The following is a 17,051-nucleotide window of genomic DNA, read 5'->3' as shown; positions in this document are numbered from 1 at the left end:
GCCTGCACGGGCGCATCACCATCACCCTTGGCGATCTGCGGGTTTCCTCCGGACAGCAGCCGAACGTCGGTTGCGGCATGCGGCGATTTTGCCGTTGCCGTTCCGGCGCCTTTTGCGGCGGACGACTTGACGGTCTCCGACGTTTTCCTCGTGGTCTCGTCCACTACCGGCTCGCTCCTTGCTGGAAAGGCGCCCGTCGCACCAACGAACGCCTCAGCCCTCGCCGCGATTGTCCTTCAGCCAGTCGAGACCATTGCGCAATGTGCCGACCGCCTGATCAATCTCGCTGCGCGAAATGATCAGGGGTGGCGAAAACAGCATGCGGTCGCCGGTGGCTCTGAGCACGACACCGGCATTGACGCACTGGTTGCGCACGGCGGTGCCCGTGTCGTCCGGCTTCACGAACCGGCGGCGGGTGGCCTTGTCGGCGGTGATCTGGACGGCACCCATCAGGCCGACGCTGACGGCTTCGCCGACCATGTCGTGATCCGCCAGAGAGGCCAGCGCTTCGGCAAGGTAGGGTCCGATATCGTCACGCACGCGCTCGACCAGCCCCTCCTCCTCGATGATGCGGATATTCTCGAGCGCTGCGGCAGCGGCCACCGGATGACCGGAATAGGTGTAGCCATGATAGAAATCGCCGACCTCGTCCATCATCACCTGGGCGACGCGGTCCGACACCAGCACACCCCCGATCGGCAGATAGCCTGAAGAGAGCCCCTTGGCGATCGGCGCCAAGTCCGGTTCGAAATCGTAATATTGATGGCCGAACCATGTGCCGAGACGGCCAAAGCCGCAGATCACTTCATCGGCCACCAGCAGGATCTGGTACTTGGCGCGGATGCGCTTGATCTCCGGCCAATAGGTCGATGGCGGAACGATGACGCCGCCGGCACCCTGGATCGGCTCGGCGACGAAGGCTGCGACATTCTGCTCGCCCAGTTCGATGATCTTTTCTTCCAACTCGCGCGCCACCTTCAGGCCGAAGTCTTCCGGCGTCATGTCGCCGCCTTCGGCATACCAGTAGGGCTGGTTGATGTGGTGGATGCCCTCGATCGGCAGGTTGCCCTGTTCATGCATCCATTTCATGCCGCCGAGCGAGGCGCCGGCGACGGTCGAGCCGTGATAGCCGTTCTTGCGCGCAATCACCTGCGTCTTGGTCGGATGGCCAAGCGCCTTCCAGTAGACACGCACCATGCGGAACCAGGTATCGGAGGCTTCCGAACCGGAATTGGAAAAGAACACATGGTTCAGCGTCTTGCCGGCCTTTTCCGTCACCTTCTGGGCTAGCAGCGTGGTCGGCGGCGTCGTGGTGCCGAAGAAGGTGTTGTAGTAGGGCAGTTCCTGCATCTGCGCATAGGCCGCATCGGCGATCGACTTGCGGCCATATCCAACATTGACGCACCACAGGCCGGCAAAGGCATCGAGATACTTCTTGCCGTTGGAATCCCAGATATGCACCCCATCCGCACGGTTGATGATCTTGGTGCCCTCGGCATTCAGCTTCTTCATATTGGAGAAGGGATGCAGGTGGTGGGCGGCATCAATGGCACCGAGATTGGAAACGGCAGAGGCAATCTTGTTCATGGTTTCTGATCCTTGCCGGAAGCACTGGAAACGCTCGCCCGGCCAATCTTGGTCCGTTTGGACGCCTGCCTCCGCATTGAAAGGCGGAACTTTATCGGTTACGAACATGACCTTCCAAAACGGGTTTGGCAAGGCACCGCGTGCCGCGTTTCTCCGACCAAAACCGTTCCCATCGAGCCCATGAAAGTCCACCCGCATGACCGCACAGACCGAGGCCGCCGATCTCAATGCCGCCGATCCTTCCGCACGCATCGAAGTGCTGCTTGTCGGCATGAATGGCGACCTGCGCGGCAAGATGATCCCGCTCTCGGCGGAGGAGAAAGTGTGGAAAAATACGGTGCGGCTGCCGGCCTCGACCCAGTCGCTCGACATCTGGGGCGACGACAATGATGACATTACCGGCCTGTCGCTGACCTTGGGCGACCCCGACGGCATCTGCGTGCCGGACAAGGCGTCGCTGACCACCCTGCCATGGGGACCGGCCGGCTCGAAGCAGGTGCTCGCCACCATGCACACGCTGGAAGGCGAGCCGCATTTCATCTGCCCGCGCGCCATCCTCGCCAATGTGCTGAAGCGCTACGAGGAGCGCGGCCTGACACCGGTGGTGGCGACGGAACTCGAATTCTACGTCATCGAGGACGATTGGCGCGAGACCGGCAAGCCGCAACCGCCAAAGGCGTTGACCTATCGCGGCGAACCGAACGGCTTCCAGCTTTACGACATGAGCGCGACGGCTGCGATGGAAGACTATCTCGACATCATCCGTCGCTACTGCGACGACATGGGCCTGCCGGCCGATGCGACGACTGCGGAATTCGGCCCCGGCCAGTTCGAGGTCAACCTGCTGCACAAGCCGAATGCACTGGCTGCCGCCGACGACTGCATCTACCTGAAGCGTGTCGTCGATTTTGCCGCGCGCCGCCTCGGGTTGCGCTCTACCTGCATGGCCAAGCCCTATGGCGACCAGGCAGGATCCGGCCTGCATGTGCATGCCTCGATCATCGACAAGGATGGCCGGAATATCCTCGACGCCAAGGGCGGCGATCCAGTCAAGTTGAGATCGGTGACGGCTGGCATGTTGAAGACCATGCAGGATGCGCAGCTGATCTTTGCGCCGCTCGCCAATTCCTATCGTCGTTTCCAGCCAGGCTCGTTTGCGCCCGACAAGGTCGACTGGGGCTTCGGCAATCGCGGCACCGCCGTTCGCATTCCCGACAAGGACGGCCCAGCCGCCCGTATCGAACACCGCGTCGCCGGCGCAGACGCTCATCCGCATCTGCTACTGGCTGCCATCCTTGGCGGCATGCTGCTTGGCCTCGGCGAGGATCTCGATCCCGGCCCGGTCACGACACCGACCAGCGCACCGGAAAATCCGGCCATGCTGACGCATGACTTCCTGACCGCAGTCGACCGCTTCCGCCATTCGCCGTTCATCGCCGATGTCTTCGGCGCCGGTTACCAGAAGCTCTATGGCGACACCAAGCGCAAGGAGGCGATCGCCTATCTGCGCACGGTCTCGAGCTTCGACTACCAGACCTATCTCGCGCGGCTGTGATAGATATCAACAATACCAATTTTATCAGGCAACCAAAGATGTCGTGATTACGACGCAATCTTTGCATTGATTGCGCCAAAATCAAATTTACGTTTGAAATCGTGCGTTTGCACTGACTTCAATCAAATCTGGCCGCTGCCCTAAATTTGGCCTCTTGTATTTCATGTCTTTTTCTCGTCTGTTTCGGCCTTCCATCACGCCTGAAAGGGGAGAACAAAATGACAAAAATGCAAAAACTGGCGACCTCACTTCTGTTCGGTACCATGCTCATGGGCACTGCTCCGGCATTTGCCGAAGCCGTCCTGCATCGCGGCAATGCCGGCGAACCGCAGACACTCGACTATGCCCACATCTCGATCGACATCGAAGGCTTCGTGGTCCGTGACCTGTTCGAAGGCCTGACGATTTATGACGCCAATGGCAAGATCGTGCCCGGCACGGCTGAAAGCTGGACCGTTTCGGACGACGAAACCGTTTACACCTTCAAGATCCGCGACAACGCAAACTGGTCGGATGGCTCGCCGGTAACGGCTGAAGACTTCGTCTTCGCAATGCGTCGCCTCGAAGATCCGAAGACCGCGGCCGAATACGCCAACATTCTCTACCCGATCAAGAATGCCGAAAAGGCCAACAAGGGCGAAGTGCCGATCGACCAGCTCGGCATCAAGGCGATCGACGCCAAGACCGTCGAAATCACGCTCGAGCGCCCGACGCCGTTCTTCCTGCAGCTTCTCGCTCACTACACCGCGCTGCCGCTCAGCAAGGCCAATTTCGAGAAGTTCGGCGACCAGTTCGTCAAGCCGGGCAACATGGTATCCAATGGCGCCTTCGTCCTGCAGGCTCACGTCCCGAACGACACGCTGACCGTCGTGAAGAACGAAAAGTACTGGGATGCAGCCAACGTCAAGCTCGACAAGGTGATCTTCTACCCGATCGACGACGATGCCGCTTCGGTTCGCCGCTTCGAGGCCAAGGAACTTGATCTCGTCTACAATTTCTCGGCTGACCAGATCAAGCGCCTGCGCGAAAGCTACAGCGACCAGGTGCATGTCACCCCGGGTCTGGCCACCTACTACTATGTCTTCGACAACCGCGAGCCGCCGTATAACGACGTCAACGTTCGCCGCGCGCTGTCGATGGCAGTCGACCGCGACTTCCTCGCCCAGGAAATCTACGCCGGCGCCCAGCTTCCGGCCTACAACCTCGTGCCGCCGGGCCTTGAAGGCTACGGCCAAGGTCCGCAGCCAGATTTCGCAACGCTGTCGCAGATCGACCGCGAAGACAAGGCCGTCGAACTGATGAAGACCGCCGGCTATGGTGAAGGCGGCAAGCCGCTCGAAATCGAGATCCGCTACAACACCAATGCCAATCACGAGCGCGTCGCCACCGCCGTCGCCGACATGTGGAAGAATACGTTTGGTGCCAAGGTCTCGCTAGTCAACCTCGACGTTGCCTCGCACTACGCCTACCTGCAGGAAGGCGGCAAGTTCAACGTTGCGCGCGCCGGCTGGACAGCCGACTACGCCGACCCGGAAAACTTCCTGGCGCTGAACGTCGGCAGCAACGTCACGTTCAACTACGGCAAGTACAAGAACGATGAATTCGATGCGCTGATGAAGGCATCCTACGAGGAACGCGATCCGGCCAAGCGCATGGACGAAATGAAGAAGGCTGAAACCATTCTCATGAATGATCAGCCGATCGCGCCGCTGATGAACAACGCCAATCTGTGGCTGGTGTCCGAGCGCGTTTCGGGCTGGGGCGACAATCCGGTGAACGAACACCTGTCGAAGTTCCTCAGCGTTTCCGAATAACAAACATAGGGAATGGCGCGCGGCAGCATGATGGCTGTCGCGCGTCATCTTTTTCACCATGATCTCATTTGTCCTGCGCCGACTTCTGAGCGCCGTGCCCACGGTGTTCGTCGTCGTGACGATCTCGTTCTTCCTGATGCGTTTCGCGCCCGGTGGTCCGTTCAATCTCGAGCGTCCGCTTCCGCCGCAAACGATGGCCAACATCATGGCCACCTACAAGCTCGACCAGCCGCTGTGGCGCCAATACGTCAATTATCTCGGCAATGCCGTGACCGGCGATTTCGGTCCAAGCTTCATCTACAAGGACAACACGGTTTCCGAACTGATCGGCAAGGCCCTGCCCTACTCGGTCGAGCTTGGTCTCTATGCGATCCTGATCGCCCTGATAGGCGGCGTAACGCTCGGCACCATCGCGGCCCTTCGCCAGAACAGCGCGCTGGATTTCGGCCTGATGGCCTTTGCCACCGTCGGCGTCACAGTGCCCAATTTTGTCGTCGGTCCTGTGTTGACGCTGATCTTTGCCGTGATGCTGTCGTGGCTGCCGGCCGGTGGCTGGGGTGACGGCTCGGCCCGCAACCTGATCCTGCCGATGACCGCACTGGCCTTGCCGCAGCTGGCGGTCTTTGCCCGCCTCACCCGCGGTTCGATGATCGAGGCCCTGCACACGGACCATATCCGCACCGCGCGTGCCTATGGCCTGCCGTCGCGCGTCGTGGTCATCACCCATGCGCTGCGTGGTGCCATGTTGCCGGTCGTATCCTACCTTGCGCCATGTGCTGCCGCCCTGCTCACCGGTTCTGCCGTGGTCGAGAGCATCTTCACCATTCCCGGTGTCGGCCGCTACTTCGTGCTCGGCGCGCTCAACCGCGACTATCCTCTGGTCATGGGCACCGTCATTCTCGTCGCCGTGTTCGTGATCGTCTTCAACCTGCTGGTCGACATCGCCTATGGCCTGCTCGATCCGAGGGTCCGCCATGACTGATACAACCACAACACTTGCCCCCACCGTCGAGGGCCGCAGCCTGGGCCAGCTTGCGATGATGCGCTTCCGGCGCAACAAGGCGGCCATGGCCGGCTGCTTCGCTTTGCTGCTGATCTGCATCTTCTCCTTTGCCGGTCCGCTCGTCTCGCCACATACCTATGACGAGGTCTTCCCGTCCTATGTCTCGATCCCGCCGAGTCTGACCCCACGTCCGGATCCGCAGACGCTGGCCGAAGTCGCCGAAAGCACTGCCAAGCGTGCGCGCCTGACGCTCGAAAGCTACGAGATCGAAAACGGCGTGTTCACCGCCAAGGTGACGTCGACCCGGCCGATCGATCCGCGCTCCGTGCGCTACTTCGACCGCGTCAACGAGTTCAAGAACACCACCGTCGCCGAAACATCACCGGACCAGCTGTCGATGACCCTGACCGGCTCGGTCAATCAACAGTATTTCCTCTTCGGCACCGACAGCAATGGCCGCGACCTTCTGGTCCGCGTCATGCTCGGCGGGCAGATCTCGATTGCCGTCGGCTTGGCTGCGTCACTCGTGTCGCTCGGCATCGGTGTCGTCTATGGCGCGACGTCGGGCTATATCGGCGGGCGGGTCGACAACGTGATGATGCGCTTCGTCGAGATCATCTATTCGCTGCCCTTCGTCTTCCTCGTCGTCGTGCTTGTCGTGTTCTTCGGCCGGTCGATCGTGCTGATCTTTGCCGTCATCGGTGCCGTGCAATGGCTGGAAATGGCCCGTATCGTGCGCGGCCAGACGCTGTCCCTGAAACGCCGCGAATTCGTCGGCGCAGCCCAGGCCCTCGGCCTCACCGACTGGCAGATCATCCGTCGCCACATCATTCCGAACACGGTCGGCCCGGTCATCGTCTTTGTCACCGTCGTGGTGCCGCAGGTGATCCTGACCGAAAGCTTCCTGTCCTTCCTCGGCCTCGGCGTCCAGGCGCCGCTTGCCAGCTGGGGCACGCTGATCTCGGAAGGCACGAAGAACATGCAGAGCGCACCGTGGCTGTTGATCTTCCCGGCGATCTTCTTCGTTATCACGCTGTTTGCCCTGAATTTTGTGGGTGACGGCCTGCGCGATGCGCTTGATCCGAAGGACCGATAAGCATGGACAGGACTGAAATGACCAATGTGCTGGCCGTCAGGGACCTGAAGGTCACCTTCACCACACCGGATGGTGATGTGCAGGCGGTGAAGGGCGTGTCCTTCGACGTCAAGAAAGGCGAAACGCTCGCCATCGTCGGCGAATCCGGTTCCGGCAAGAGCCAGACGATGATGGGCATCATGGGATTGCTCGCATCGAACGGACGCGTCGAGGGCTCGGCGTTCTACGGCGCGACCGATCTTGCCCATGCCGGGCTGAAGGAGTTGAACGAGGTGCGCGGTTCGAAGATCACCATGATCTTCCAGGAGCCGATGACTTCGCTTGATCCGCTCTACACGATCGGCAAGCAGATCGCCGAACCGCTGCGCTACCACCGCGGCATGGGCAAGCGCCAGGCGCGCGAACGCGTGCTGGAACTGCTCAACCTGGTCGGCATCCCCGACCCGAACCGGCGCATCGACAGCTATCCGCACGAACTGTCCGGCGGCCAGCGCCAGCGCGTGATGATCGCCATGGCGCTTGCCAACGAGCCCGACGTTCTGGTTGCCGACGAGCCGACCACCGCACTCGACGTCACCATCCAGGCGCAGATCCTCGACCTGCTTGCCGACCTGCAGAAGCGCTTCGGCATGGCGATCGTGCTGATCACCCATGACCTCGGCGTGGTCAAGCATGTCGCCGACCGCGTCGTTGTGATGCGGCGTGGCGAGGTCGTCGAACAAGGCTCGCGCGAGGACATCTTCGAGCGGCCGACGGCCGACTACACCAAGATGCTGCTGGAAGCCGAGCCGCATGGCGTCAAGGCGCCGCCGGCCGACGATGCGCCGATCATGCTGGAAGGCCGCAATGTGGTGGTCGACTTCAACATCGGCGGGGGGTTCCTGTTCAGGGGCACAAAGACCTTCCGCGCCGTCGACAATGTCAGCCTGACCCTGCGCCAGGGCCAGACGATCGGCGTTGTCGGTGAATCCGGTTCGGGCAAGTCGACGCTCGGGCGTGCCCTGCTCAGGCTGCTGGCCTCGGACGGGCGCTATCGTTTCGAAAGCACGGATATCTCGCTGCTCGACCGCAGCCAGATGCGGCCCTATCGCCGGCAGATGCAGCTGGTGTTCCAGGACCCCTACGGCTCGCTGTCACCGCGCCAGACCGTCGGTGAGATCATCACCGAAGGCCTCTATGTGCACGAGCCGCAGCTGACCAAGGCCGACCGCGACAAACGGGCGATTGCAGCACTTCTCGAAGTCGGCCTCGATCCGGCGGCGCGCAACCGCTATCCGCACGAGTTCTCCGGCGGACAGCGCCAGCGCATCGCCATCGCCCGCTCGATCATCCTCAAGCCGAAAGTCATCGTGCTCGACGAACCGACCTCGGCGCTTGACCGATCGGTGCAGTTGCAGGTCATCGAACTGCTGCGCGACCTGCAGGCCAAACATGGCCTGTCCTATGTCTTCATCAGCCACGACCTTTCGGTGATCAGGGCGATGTCGGACCATGTGGTGGTGATGAAGAACGGCAAGATCGTCGAACAGGGCGATACCGAGGCGATCTTCGAGCGACCGGCCGAGGATTATACCAAGGCCCTGATCGCGGCGGCATTTGCGTAGTAAACTGCCTGCCCAGAGTGTGCGCCTCTCTGGGCTACGCCGACATCTCCCCCTCATGGGGGGAGATTGCCCGACGCGCAGAAGCCCATCATTCTACCGATAGGCTGAAGACCGGATTTTTTGGTCCGCTTTGGCGCAAGAGGTGGCTCCATCCGATCTCCCCCCTTGAGGGGGAGATGCCCGGCAGGGCAGAGGGTGGTATCGGATAGGCAAACGATAACTTCCCCTCACGCCGTCGCAGGCACCAGCACCTTCAATTCGCCGGCATGGATCTTGATCTCGACATCGCGCGGCATGCGCAGCAATTCGCCGTCGAGAACACAGGCAGCCCCCTGGCGGTGTTTGGGGAAATGCAGCCGCAGAACCTTGGCTGTCGATGCCGTCACCGCCTGATTGTCGGTGAACCTGCCGCGCATGATATCGAAGGCCAGCGAGAACACACCCGTCGGTTCGAGCGGATCGGCGAGATAGACGCCGAGCTTGCCCGTGGTCAGGTCATCGGCAAAAAACAGCGCATTGTTGCCGAGCGGATTGTTGGACACCGAAATGGCAGAGACCGGCCGTTCGTCGCTGCGGCCGTCACCGTCGATATCGAAGATGACCTCGAAACGCGGCGGGTCGAGCATCACGCCGAAGGCGGCATTGGTGCTGGCGCGCATCTTGCCGAGCTTCGAGGCAAAATTCATCGAATTGCGCATGCGCACCATGCGCGCGTGAAGGCCTGCGGAAAACTGGTGCACATAGGGACGGCCGTTGGCCGTTGCGATGTCGACCGACTGGATCTGCACATCTGCCAGCGTATCGAGCACTTTCCAGATGTCGAGCGGCAGTTTCAATGAGCGGGCAAACAGGTTCATCGTGCCGGCCGGAACCACGCCGAGCGGCAGGCCCGTCTTCCAGGCAATGCCGGCAGCTGCAGAAATCGTGCCGTCGCCGCCGCCGGCCACCAGCGCATCGGCACCGGAAGCGCTGGCCTTTTCAAGCGCCGAGACGACCTCGTCGCCGCCGACCACGACACAATCGAGGTCATGCCCCTTGGCTGCAAACGCCTTGACGGCGCTGGCGCAATAGGCCTGCATGTCAGTGGTCCTGAAGGTACCACCGTCGCGATTGAGTACAGCCGTGATCTTCATATCGTCCTTTCGCAGTGCAAACATGCGCCGCAGCCTTCGACAACGCGCCATGTCGTCAATTGTTTCCTTATCGCAACAGATCGCGTCCGAAGCGCTAAAATTCAAGGGCGTGGACAAAAGCCTTTGCCGCAGCGCACAATGATATGATAAATAACAATTCTGCCTTTGCTTCGGTCCATCAAGGACTGCCTTCCATTCCCTGCTTCTGCTGAAGCTCTACGCGCCGTCGCTCCCAGCCGGCGCCCGTGGTGTTTTGATGACCGACTGCACGACTGCCGACCGTTCCCTCGTCGACCGCCGGATCGATCCGGCCCAGCTATCGCCCGCCACCATCCTGCTGATCGAAATTGCACTGGCTGCCGGCGGCTTCGGCATCGGCACCGGCGAATTCGTCATCATGGGCCTCCTGCCTGAGGTCGCCACCACCTATCAGGTCAGCGTGCCGGATGCCGGCAATGTCATCAGTGCCTATGCACTCGGCGTGGTCATCGGCGCACCGATCATCGCAGCGCTTGCGGCCAAGCTGCCGCGCAAGACCCTGCTTCTGCTGCTGATGGGCCTGTTTGCCATCGGCAATTTCGCCAGCGCCATGGCACCCGGCTTCCTCTCCTTCACCGCATTGCGCTTCATCACCGGCCTGCCGCATGGCGCCTATTTCGGTGTCGCGGCCCTGGTGGCCGCCTCGATGGCTCCGCCACACAGGCGGGTTCGCGCGGTCGGCCGCGTGATGCTCGGCCTGACCATTGCCACGCTGATCGGCACGCCGATCGCGACCTTCCTTGGCCAGTTGATGAGCTGGCGGGCTGCGTTCTTCATGGTGGCCGCAATTGGCGGACTGACGGTTGCATTGATTGCGATCTATCTGCCGAAGGACGAAGTGGCCGAAGGTGCCAGCATCCGCCGCGAGCTCAGCGCTTTCGGGCGCCTGCAGGTCTGGCTTTCGCTTGCCGTGGCGGCGATCGGCTTCGGCGGCATGTTCTCAATCTTCAGCTATATCGCAAAGACGACCACCGACACCGCCGGACTGCCGACGACCATGGTCGCCGTCGTGCTGGCGCTGTTCGGCATCGGCATGAATGTCGGCAATGTCGTGGGTTCGCGCATGGCCGACTATTCCCTCAACGGCACGATCGGTGGCGTGCTCGCCTTCAACGTCGTGCTGATGGCGATCTTCTCGCTGACGGCCCATAACCCGATCATGCTTTGCGTCTGCGTCTTCCTCACCGGTTGCGGCTTTGCCGCCTGTCCGGCCGTGCAGACCCGTCTGATGGATGTGGCGGCAGATGCCCAGACGCTGGCCGCCGCCTCCAACCATTCGGCCTTCAACATCGCCAATGCGCTCGGCGCCTGGCTCGGCGGCATGGTCATAGCAGCCGGCTATGGGTACGGCGCAACCGGCTTCGTCGGATCGGTGCTGTCAGCACTCGGCCTTGTGGTCTTCCTGATTTCGGTCGCACTGGAAAAGCGGACGTCACGCCGCTGACGCGGCCTGCTCGACGTCATCCGGATGGATCACGCGCTGCGTACCTTTCTCGCAGACAACGTGGCGGCTTCCCCACTGCTCAAGCGCCTGGATCACCGGACGCATGCTGTGACCAAGCGGGGTCAACCCATAATCGACCCGCGGCGGAACGACGGGAAATACCGTGCGCGTCACCAATCCCTGCTCCTCGAGTTCCCGCAACTGCTTGGTCAGCATTCTTTGGGTCACGGCTGGCAGTCTGCGGCGCAACTCGCTGAAACGCAGGCTGCTGCCGGCGATCAGCAGGTGGTAGAGGATGACACCTTTCCATTTCCCGTCAATAAAGCCGAGCGTCGTCTCCACCGGACAACCTGGGAAGTGGTTGATCATCTTGGCCCGAGGCTTTGACATTGACGGTATCCTTTTGGGTAGTAAGGCCATATTTTGTGCCTATAGACACAATTTGTGCATTCTTGCGCTGATCAATCCTACGTCGTTAAACGGCGCTGTGCAAATTTGACAGGAGACTTCCATGCGCGCCATCGGTTTTTACGCTCCGCAGCCCATTACATCCGAGACTGCCCTGATCGATCTAGACCTGCCCATGCCCGAGGCCCACGGTCACGACCTCTTGGTTGCCGTCAAGGCCATTTCGGTCAACCCGGTCGACACCAAGGTCCGCCGCAGCCATCAGCCGCCGGACGGCCAGCCGCGGATCCTCGGCTATGATGCAGCCGGCGTGGTGACCGCCGTCGGACCCGATGTCACGCTCTTCCAGCCCGGCGACGCCGTCTATTATGCCGGCGCCATCGGTCGCCCCGGAACCAACGCGGAATATCATCTGGTCGACGAGCGGATTGTCGGGATGAAGCCGCAGAGCCTGAGCTTTGCCGAGGCGGCCGCATTGCCGCTGACGGCGATTACGGCTTATGAGGCTCTGTTCGACAGGTTGCGGGTCGATCAGCCGGTGCCGGGTGCTGCCAGGGTGTTGCTGATCACCGGCGGCGCCGGCGGGGTCGGCTCGATCGCGATCCAGCTCGCCAAGCAACTGACGGACCTGACCGTCGTCGCCACGGCATCGCGCCCGGAAACGGCCGATTGGGCCAGGTCGCTCGGGGCCGACCATGTGATCGATCATAGCAAGCCACTGGCGGCGGAATATGCAGCACTGGGCATCGGCGCTCCCGGCTTCATCTTTTCCATCACGCACAGCGTCCAGCACCGGCTTGACCTAGCCGAGATCATCGCTCCGCAGGGTCGCCTGGTCCTGATCGACGACTTCGATCAAGCTTTTGACATCATGGCCTTCAAGTCGAAGGCCGTATCGCTGATTTGGGAATTGATGTTTACCCGCTCGATCTACGGGACGCCGGACATGATCGAGCAACACAAACTGCTGAACCATGTCGCCCAGCTGGTCGACAGTGGCGCCCTGCGGACGACCCTCAACACCGTTCTCGGGCCAATCAACGCAGCAACCTTGAAGGAGGCGCATGCGCAGGTCGAAAGCGGTCGCATGCGGGGCAAGGTCGTGCTCGAAGGCTTTGCCGACTGACGACGCACAAGGCGAGCCGCCGTCCCATGCATGGCGGTTCGCTGCGACAGCCTGCTTGGCTGCCGACGCCGTAGCGACCGCAGATGGCCCCCGTGCGCGGCCCATCGTCTGTTACACAAGCCACTGTCGGTGATGATGCTACGCCGATGCCTGCGGCAGCTTCAGCGGCCCGGCGCTCTTGACAGTGCGAATGGCGAAATTGGACTGGATGTCGGTGACGTGCGGCAGGACCAGTAGTTTGTCGGTGAGCAGCGCCTCATAGGCGGCAAGGTTCTCGACCACCACTTCGGCCAGGAAGTCGGAATGGCCCGAGATCATGTAGCAACCGACGACTTCCGGCAGATCCTGCAATGCCTGCTGAAACGCCTGAGCGTTGTCGCGGGTATGATGCGTCACCTTGAACGAAACGAAGACCGTCAGTTCCAGCCCGACTGCGCGGCGATCGATATCGGCGCGGTAGCTGCGGATCACGCCCGCTTCTTCCAGCATTTTAACCCGGCGCAGGCAGGGCGACGGCGACAAGCCGACCCTGTCGGCAAGCTCTACATTGGTGGCGCGGCCATTGTCCTGCAGCGCGTTCAGGATGGCGATGTCAAATTTATCCAGTTTTGGCACAATCTATCCATTTGATCAGGCAAAGATTTCGATCCTGCCAATACCACGACAATTATAGGCATAAATAGCAAGGAATGTCGCCCGGGAATTGCATAATGTGGGTCAAACCTACCCGGAAGGCCGCAATGACCCCTATTCCTGATCCGACAGCACCAAGACACTCGGCCGGCCTCGGGGCCGCGGCCGCGCTATCTGTCGTGCTGATCTGGGCGGCGTGGCTGATCGCCACCCGCTACAGTATCGGCGGCTCACTGTCGGCCTTCGATCTCAGCTTGCTTCGTTATGGAATCCCCGCAACCCTGCTAACGCCGGTCTGGCTGCGGACCGGACTCTGGCCGAAGAGTGTTCCGAAGCTGCCTTTCGTGCTGATGGTGCTCGGATCCGGTGCGCCGTTTTTCCAGGTGGTGGCCTTCGGCATGCGCTCGACCCCGGCGTCGGCCGCCGGCGTGCTGCTGCCCGGCCTGATGCCGCTTGCCACGGCCCTGATCGGCATGGCGCTGCTGCACGAAAGACCCGACATGATGCGCAAGATCGGCATGGCGGCGATTTTTGCCGGCGGGCTTGTGCTGCTGGTCGCCAATATCGGCGATGAAACGCTGTCGTGGATCAGCTACACCGTGCTGCCGGTCGGCGCGACGCTCTGGGCCGTCTACACCCACGCTTTCCGCCGCTCCGGGCTTTCGGCCTTCGAGGGAGCGGCGCTGATCTGTGCCTGGTCGACGATCCTCAACCTCCTGTTTACTCCCTTCGTCGAGATCCACCTGTTTTCGGCGCCGTTTGCGGAAACCGGCCTGCAGATCGTGACACAGGGCATCCTCTCCGGACTGGTCGCGACCCTGCTCTATGGCACGGCCGTGCGCAGCCTCGGCAGCACACAGGCAGCCGCCTACACGGCGGTGTCACCCGTGGCGGCCGCAATCGGTGGTGCGCTTGTTCTCGGGGAACCCCTTGGCCTTGCAACGATCGCGGCGGCCCTGATCACCGGGATCGGCGTGCTTCTTTCGACCGGCATCGTCTCAAGGCGCCTCTGATCGCCAAGCGCGCGTATCGTTCGCTGCCTCCGCAACACGCGGGGCGGACGGCTGGCGCATGCCGATCGCCACGCCGGCCAGCGCCAGGCCACCGCCGACCAGATGGAAAAACGCCAGCGTTTCGCCAAGCAGTAACCATGCCAGCGCCGCCACCAGCAGCGGCAGCAGGTTGATGTAGAGCGCACTGCGCGCCGCGCCGAGGTCTCGCACGGCAATCATCCAGCAGAACGGCGCCAGAAGCGATGTCGGAATGGCGGCGAACAGGACCAGCGGCAGGTTGTCCGCCGTCACCGGACTGATGTCGCTGAGCAGCCAGAGTGGCAGGAGGAAAGCCGTGGCCACGGCAATCTGACACCAGATCTGCTGCCACATCGGCAGCGGCACGGCCCAGCGCTTGAGCAAAACGCCATAGAAGGAATTGGCAACAATGGCGACGATCATCAGCGCGTCGCCGATATGCAGGCCGCCCACCAGGAGCCGAACCGGGTCACCATGGGAAATCAGATAGATCACGCCCAGCAGTGACAAAACTCCACCCAGGATGCGCGATCTTGACAGGCGCTCGCCGGCAAATGCCGACGCGAGAAGAATGGAAATCAGCGGCATCAGCGCTGCCAGAAGCCCCATGTTGAGCGCCGTCGTGGTCTTGGCCGCCTCATAGGCGAGGCTCTGGTAGATCACCATGCCCAGCATGCCAAGCACGGCCAGTTTCGGCCAGAACCGGATGGCCAGCCGGCGATTGGCCCAAAGGCCACGGAGAACGAAAGGCGTCAGCAGCACGAGGGCAATCAACCAGCGATAAAATGCGATCGAGGCCGGTTCGATCAACCCGGCCGAAGCCTTCGTGACGATCGTATTGCCTGCCCATATCAACATGGTCAGCAGTGGGATCAGAGCCATTACGAAGCCATGGCTCATCCGGTCGGTCGTCTGAACTGACGTTGTCATCCTGCGCGCCTTCACCTTCAGGATCGCACGCCGTGATGGCGGCGATCGTCGTCCCCTCCTCTAGCAGGCGTCCTGATTTCGTTATATAGTGAATTTAGGACACAAACTTGCGGAGAACGGCCATGCTCTATGCGCATGAAGGGATTGACGGCGAGCCACCCCGGCCGGTGTCCTTCCGGACTGTTCGCTACAAAGGCGGCACCGGATTTCCGCTCAAGCGCCAGGTCTGGGGCGAACTGAACTACGCCCTGCAGGGGATCGCCCAGATCAGTATCGAAGGCGTGCGCTTCCTGTCGCCGCCGCAATACGCCATCTGGATCCCGCCGGGCTTCGAGCATGACGCCAGCAATCCGCAGGACGTGCTGTATGTGACGACCCATGTCGCCGCCGAACTTTGCGCGGATCTGCCGCAGCAGCCCTGCACGCTGGATCTGAGCGCCCTGTTGAAAGCCGTCCTTGCCGATTTCGACCGGCGTGGCATCCGCCATCCCCGCACGCCGGAAGACCTGCGGCTGGCCATGGTGATCGTCGATCAGGTGCGGGCAGCGCCCTATTTTGCCCAATATCTGCCGATCACTGCCGATCTCCTGCTCGGGCCGATCCTCAGCCAATTGCAGCAGCAGCCGGGAGACAAACGCTCGGCTGCCGAATGGGCAAGCCGCGTCGGCACCACCGAGCGCACGCTGTCGCGCCGCTGCCAGGAAGTGCTTGGCATGTCGTTCAACGACTGGCGCCAGCGCCTCAGGCTGCTGACAGCCCTTGCGCTGCTGGACGAGGGAGAAAGCGTACACCAGGTGGCGGAACGGCTGGGCTACAGCAACCCGTCCGCCTTCATCGCGATGTTCCGGCGACTGACGGGTGTCAGCCCGTCACAGATGCGCAAGCGCGCGTAGATCTCACGCCTGCAGCACGACAACCTTGTCGCCGACACTGGTGCGGGCATAGAGGTCGATGACGTCGTGGTTCATCATGCGCACGCAGCCCGACGACATGGCCTCGCCGATCGACCAGGGCTGGTTGGTGCCGTGCAGGCGGAACAGCGTGTCGTTGCCGCCGCGATAGAGATACATGGCGCGGGCACCGAGCGGATTGTTCGGACCGCCCGGCAGGCCGCCGGCATATTTCAGGTTCTTTTCCGGATCCCGGCGGATCATGTTCGGCGTCGGCGTCCATGTCGGCCATTCCGCCTTGCGGCCGATATAGGCATTGCCGGCCAGCGCATAACCATTGCGGCCGACACCAATGCCGTAGCGCATGGCGCGGCCGTCACCGAGCACGTAGTAGAGGCGGCGTCCGGGCGTATCGACCACCACCGTTCCAGCCGAATAGGCAGTCTCGTAGGCCACTTCCTGACGGCGCAGTTCCGGCTTGATCTTGTCGAGCGGCACCTTCTTCAGGGGAAAAGGCTCGGTCGTGACGTCGCTATACATGGCCTGCTGGTTGGGCATGGACTGGCAGCCGGCGAGGAGAAGCGGCAGGCCGATCAGCAGGCTTCGGCGGGAAATGGTCATGGATCAAGGTCCTCGGAGATGATTCTTCTGCCGAGAAGCCTAGGAAATTTATGGTTAATGACGGGTTAAGTCGCAGATGAGGCGATTAACAACCGCGTCATAATTGTGGCAGATGGGGCGCGGTTTCACTTGGACAA

15 protein-coding genes and 1 pseudogene are annotated in these 17,051 nt (G+C 61.8%); 9 read left to right on the top strand and 7 right to left on the bottom strand.

Features of this window, described 5'->3' with window-relative positions; genetic code table 11:
- A pseudogene (locus tag PDO_RS29465) lies at positions 1–164 on the bottom strand (DUF1801 domain-containing protein); the annotation flags it as partial.
- A 49-nt stretch (positions 165–213) separates the two neighbouring features.
- Positions 214–1,587, bottom strand: a complete 1,374-nt coding sequence (locus PDO_RS15270) for an aspartate aminotransferase family protein (RefSeq protein ID WP_007603575.1) — start codon at positions 1,585–1,587, stop codon at positions 214–216.
- Positions 1,588–1,783: 196 nt separating this feature from the next.
- Here PDO_RS15270 and PDO_RS15265 point away from each other — a divergent pair, with 196 nt between their 5' ends.
- The 5 genes from PDO_RS15265 (at position 1,784) to PDO_RS15245 (ending at position 8,659) form a co-directional block, all read left to right on the top strand.
- Entirely contained in the window at positions 1,784–3,142 is a 1,359-nt protein-coding gene (locus tag PDO_RS15265) for a glutamine synthetase family protein (protein WP_007603571.1), read from the top strand.
- 218 nt (positions 3,143–3,360) lie between these two features.
- Positions 3,361–4,956 carry a peptide ABC transporter substrate-binding protein gene (locus PDO_RS15260; protein ID WP_007603570.1) on the top strand — a complete coding sequence of 532 codons (1,596 nt, stop codon included), beginning with the start codon at positions 3,361–3,363 and terminating at the stop codon, positions 4,954–4,956.
- A gap of 58 nt (positions 4,957–5,014) precedes the next feature.
- Positions 5,015–5,938: an oligopeptide ABC transporter permease OppB gene (oppB, locus tag PDO_RS15255; protein ID WP_007603569.1), complete on the top strand. Its 924-nt coding sequence runs from the start codon at positions 5,015–5,017 to the stop codon at positions 5,936–5,938.
- Positions 5,931–7,055, top strand: coding sequence for an ABC transporter permease (locus tag PDO_RS15250; protein ID WP_007603568.1), 1,125 nt, complete (start codon positions 5,931–5,933; stop codon positions 7,053–7,055). The genes oppB and PDO_RS15250 overlap by 8 nt, the downstream gene beginning before the upstream one ends.
- A gap of 2 nt (positions 7,056–7,057) precedes the next feature.
- Entirely contained in the window at positions 7,058–8,659 is a 1,602-nt protein-coding gene (locus PDO_RS15245) for an ABC transporter ATP-binding protein (protein WP_037074323.1), read from the top strand.
- 227 nt (positions 8,660–8,886) lie between these two features.
- On the opposite strand, the gene PDO_RS15240 is transcribed toward PDO_RS15245, so the two are convergent.
- Positions 8,887–9,792 (bottom strand): diacylglycerol/lipid kinase family protein, encoded by a 906-nt coding sequence (locus PDO_RS15240; protein ID WP_037074328.1) that lies wholly within the window; start codon positions 9,790–9,792, stop codon positions 8,887–8,889.
- 256 nt (positions 9,793–10,048) lie between these two features.
- Here PDO_RS15240 and PDO_RS15230 point away from each other — a divergent pair, with 256 nt between their 5' ends.
- A complete protein-coding gene (locus tag PDO_RS15230) occupies positions 10,049–11,275 on the top strand; it encodes an MFS transporter (RefSeq protein WP_007603565.1) in 1,227 nt (408 codons plus the stop codon).
- Here the strand turns inward: PDO_RS15230 and PDO_RS15225 are convergent.
- The gene (locus PDO_RS15225) at positions 11,264–11,665 is read right to left on the bottom strand and encodes a winged helix-turn-helix transcriptional regulator (RefSeq protein ID WP_007603559.1); all 402 of its coding nucleotides are present in this window, start codon (positions 11,663–11,665) and stop codon (positions 11,264–11,266) included. The two genes, PDO_RS15230 and PDO_RS15225, sit on opposite strands and share 12 nt — an antisense overlap.
- 121 nt (positions 11,666–11,786) lie before the next feature.
- Between PDO_RS15225 and PDO_RS15220 the strand changes: the two genes are divergently transcribed.
- A complete protein-coding gene (locus PDO_RS15220) occupies positions 11,787–12,809 on the top strand; it encodes a zinc-binding alcohol dehydrogenase family protein (RefSeq protein WP_007603548.1) in 1,023 nt (340 codons plus the stop codon).
- 138 nt (positions 12,810–12,947) lie between these two features.
- On the opposite strand, the gene PDO_RS15215 is transcribed toward PDO_RS15220, so the two are convergent.
- Positions 12,948–13,424, bottom strand: coding sequence for an Lrp/AsnC family transcriptional regulator (locus tag PDO_RS15215; protein WP_007603547.1), 477 nt, complete (start codon positions 13,422–13,424; stop codon positions 12,948–12,950).
- 125 nt (positions 13,425–13,549) lie between these two features.
- Here PDO_RS15215 and PDO_RS15210 point away from each other — a divergent pair, with 125 nt between their 5' ends.
- Positions 13,550–14,455, top strand: coding sequence for a DMT family transporter (locus PDO_RS15210; RefSeq protein ID WP_007603546.1), 906 nt, complete (start codon positions 13,550–13,552; stop codon positions 14,453–14,455).
- Here the strand turns inward: PDO_RS15210 and PDO_RS15205 are convergent.
- On the bottom strand, positions 14,441–15,403 hold the full coding sequence (locus PDO_RS15205) for a DMT family transporter (protein ID WP_007603545.1): 963 nt from the start codon (positions 15,401–15,403) through the stop codon (positions 14,441–14,443). The two genes, PDO_RS15210 and PDO_RS15205, sit on opposite strands and share 15 nt — an antisense overlap.
- A gap of 122 nt (positions 15,404–15,525) precedes the next feature.
- Between PDO_RS15205 and PDO_RS15200 the strand changes: the two genes are divergently transcribed.
- A complete protein-coding gene (locus tag PDO_RS15200) occupies positions 15,526–16,296 on the top strand; it encodes an AraC family transcriptional regulator (protein WP_007603544.1) in 771 nt (256 codons plus the stop codon).
- 3 nt (positions 16,297–16,299) lie between these two features.
- On the opposite strand, the gene PDO_RS15195 is transcribed toward PDO_RS15200, so the two are convergent.
- A complete protein-coding gene (locus PDO_RS15195; RefSeq protein ID WP_007603543.1) occupies positions 16,300–16,914 on the bottom strand; it encodes a L,D-transpeptidase in 615 nt (204 codons plus the stop codon).
- Between the last annotated feature and the right edge of the window lie 137 nt (positions 16,915–17,051).

Origin of the sequence: Rhizobium sp. PDO1-076, from assembly GCF_000247475.1 — a bacterium.
Taxonomy (GTDB): domain Bacteria; phylum Pseudomonadota; class Alphaproteobacteria; order Rhizobiales; family Rhizobiaceae; genus Allorhizobium.
Note: the sequence above shows the minus strand (reverse complement) of the source record. Positions and strands in the feature narration are given on the sequence as shown.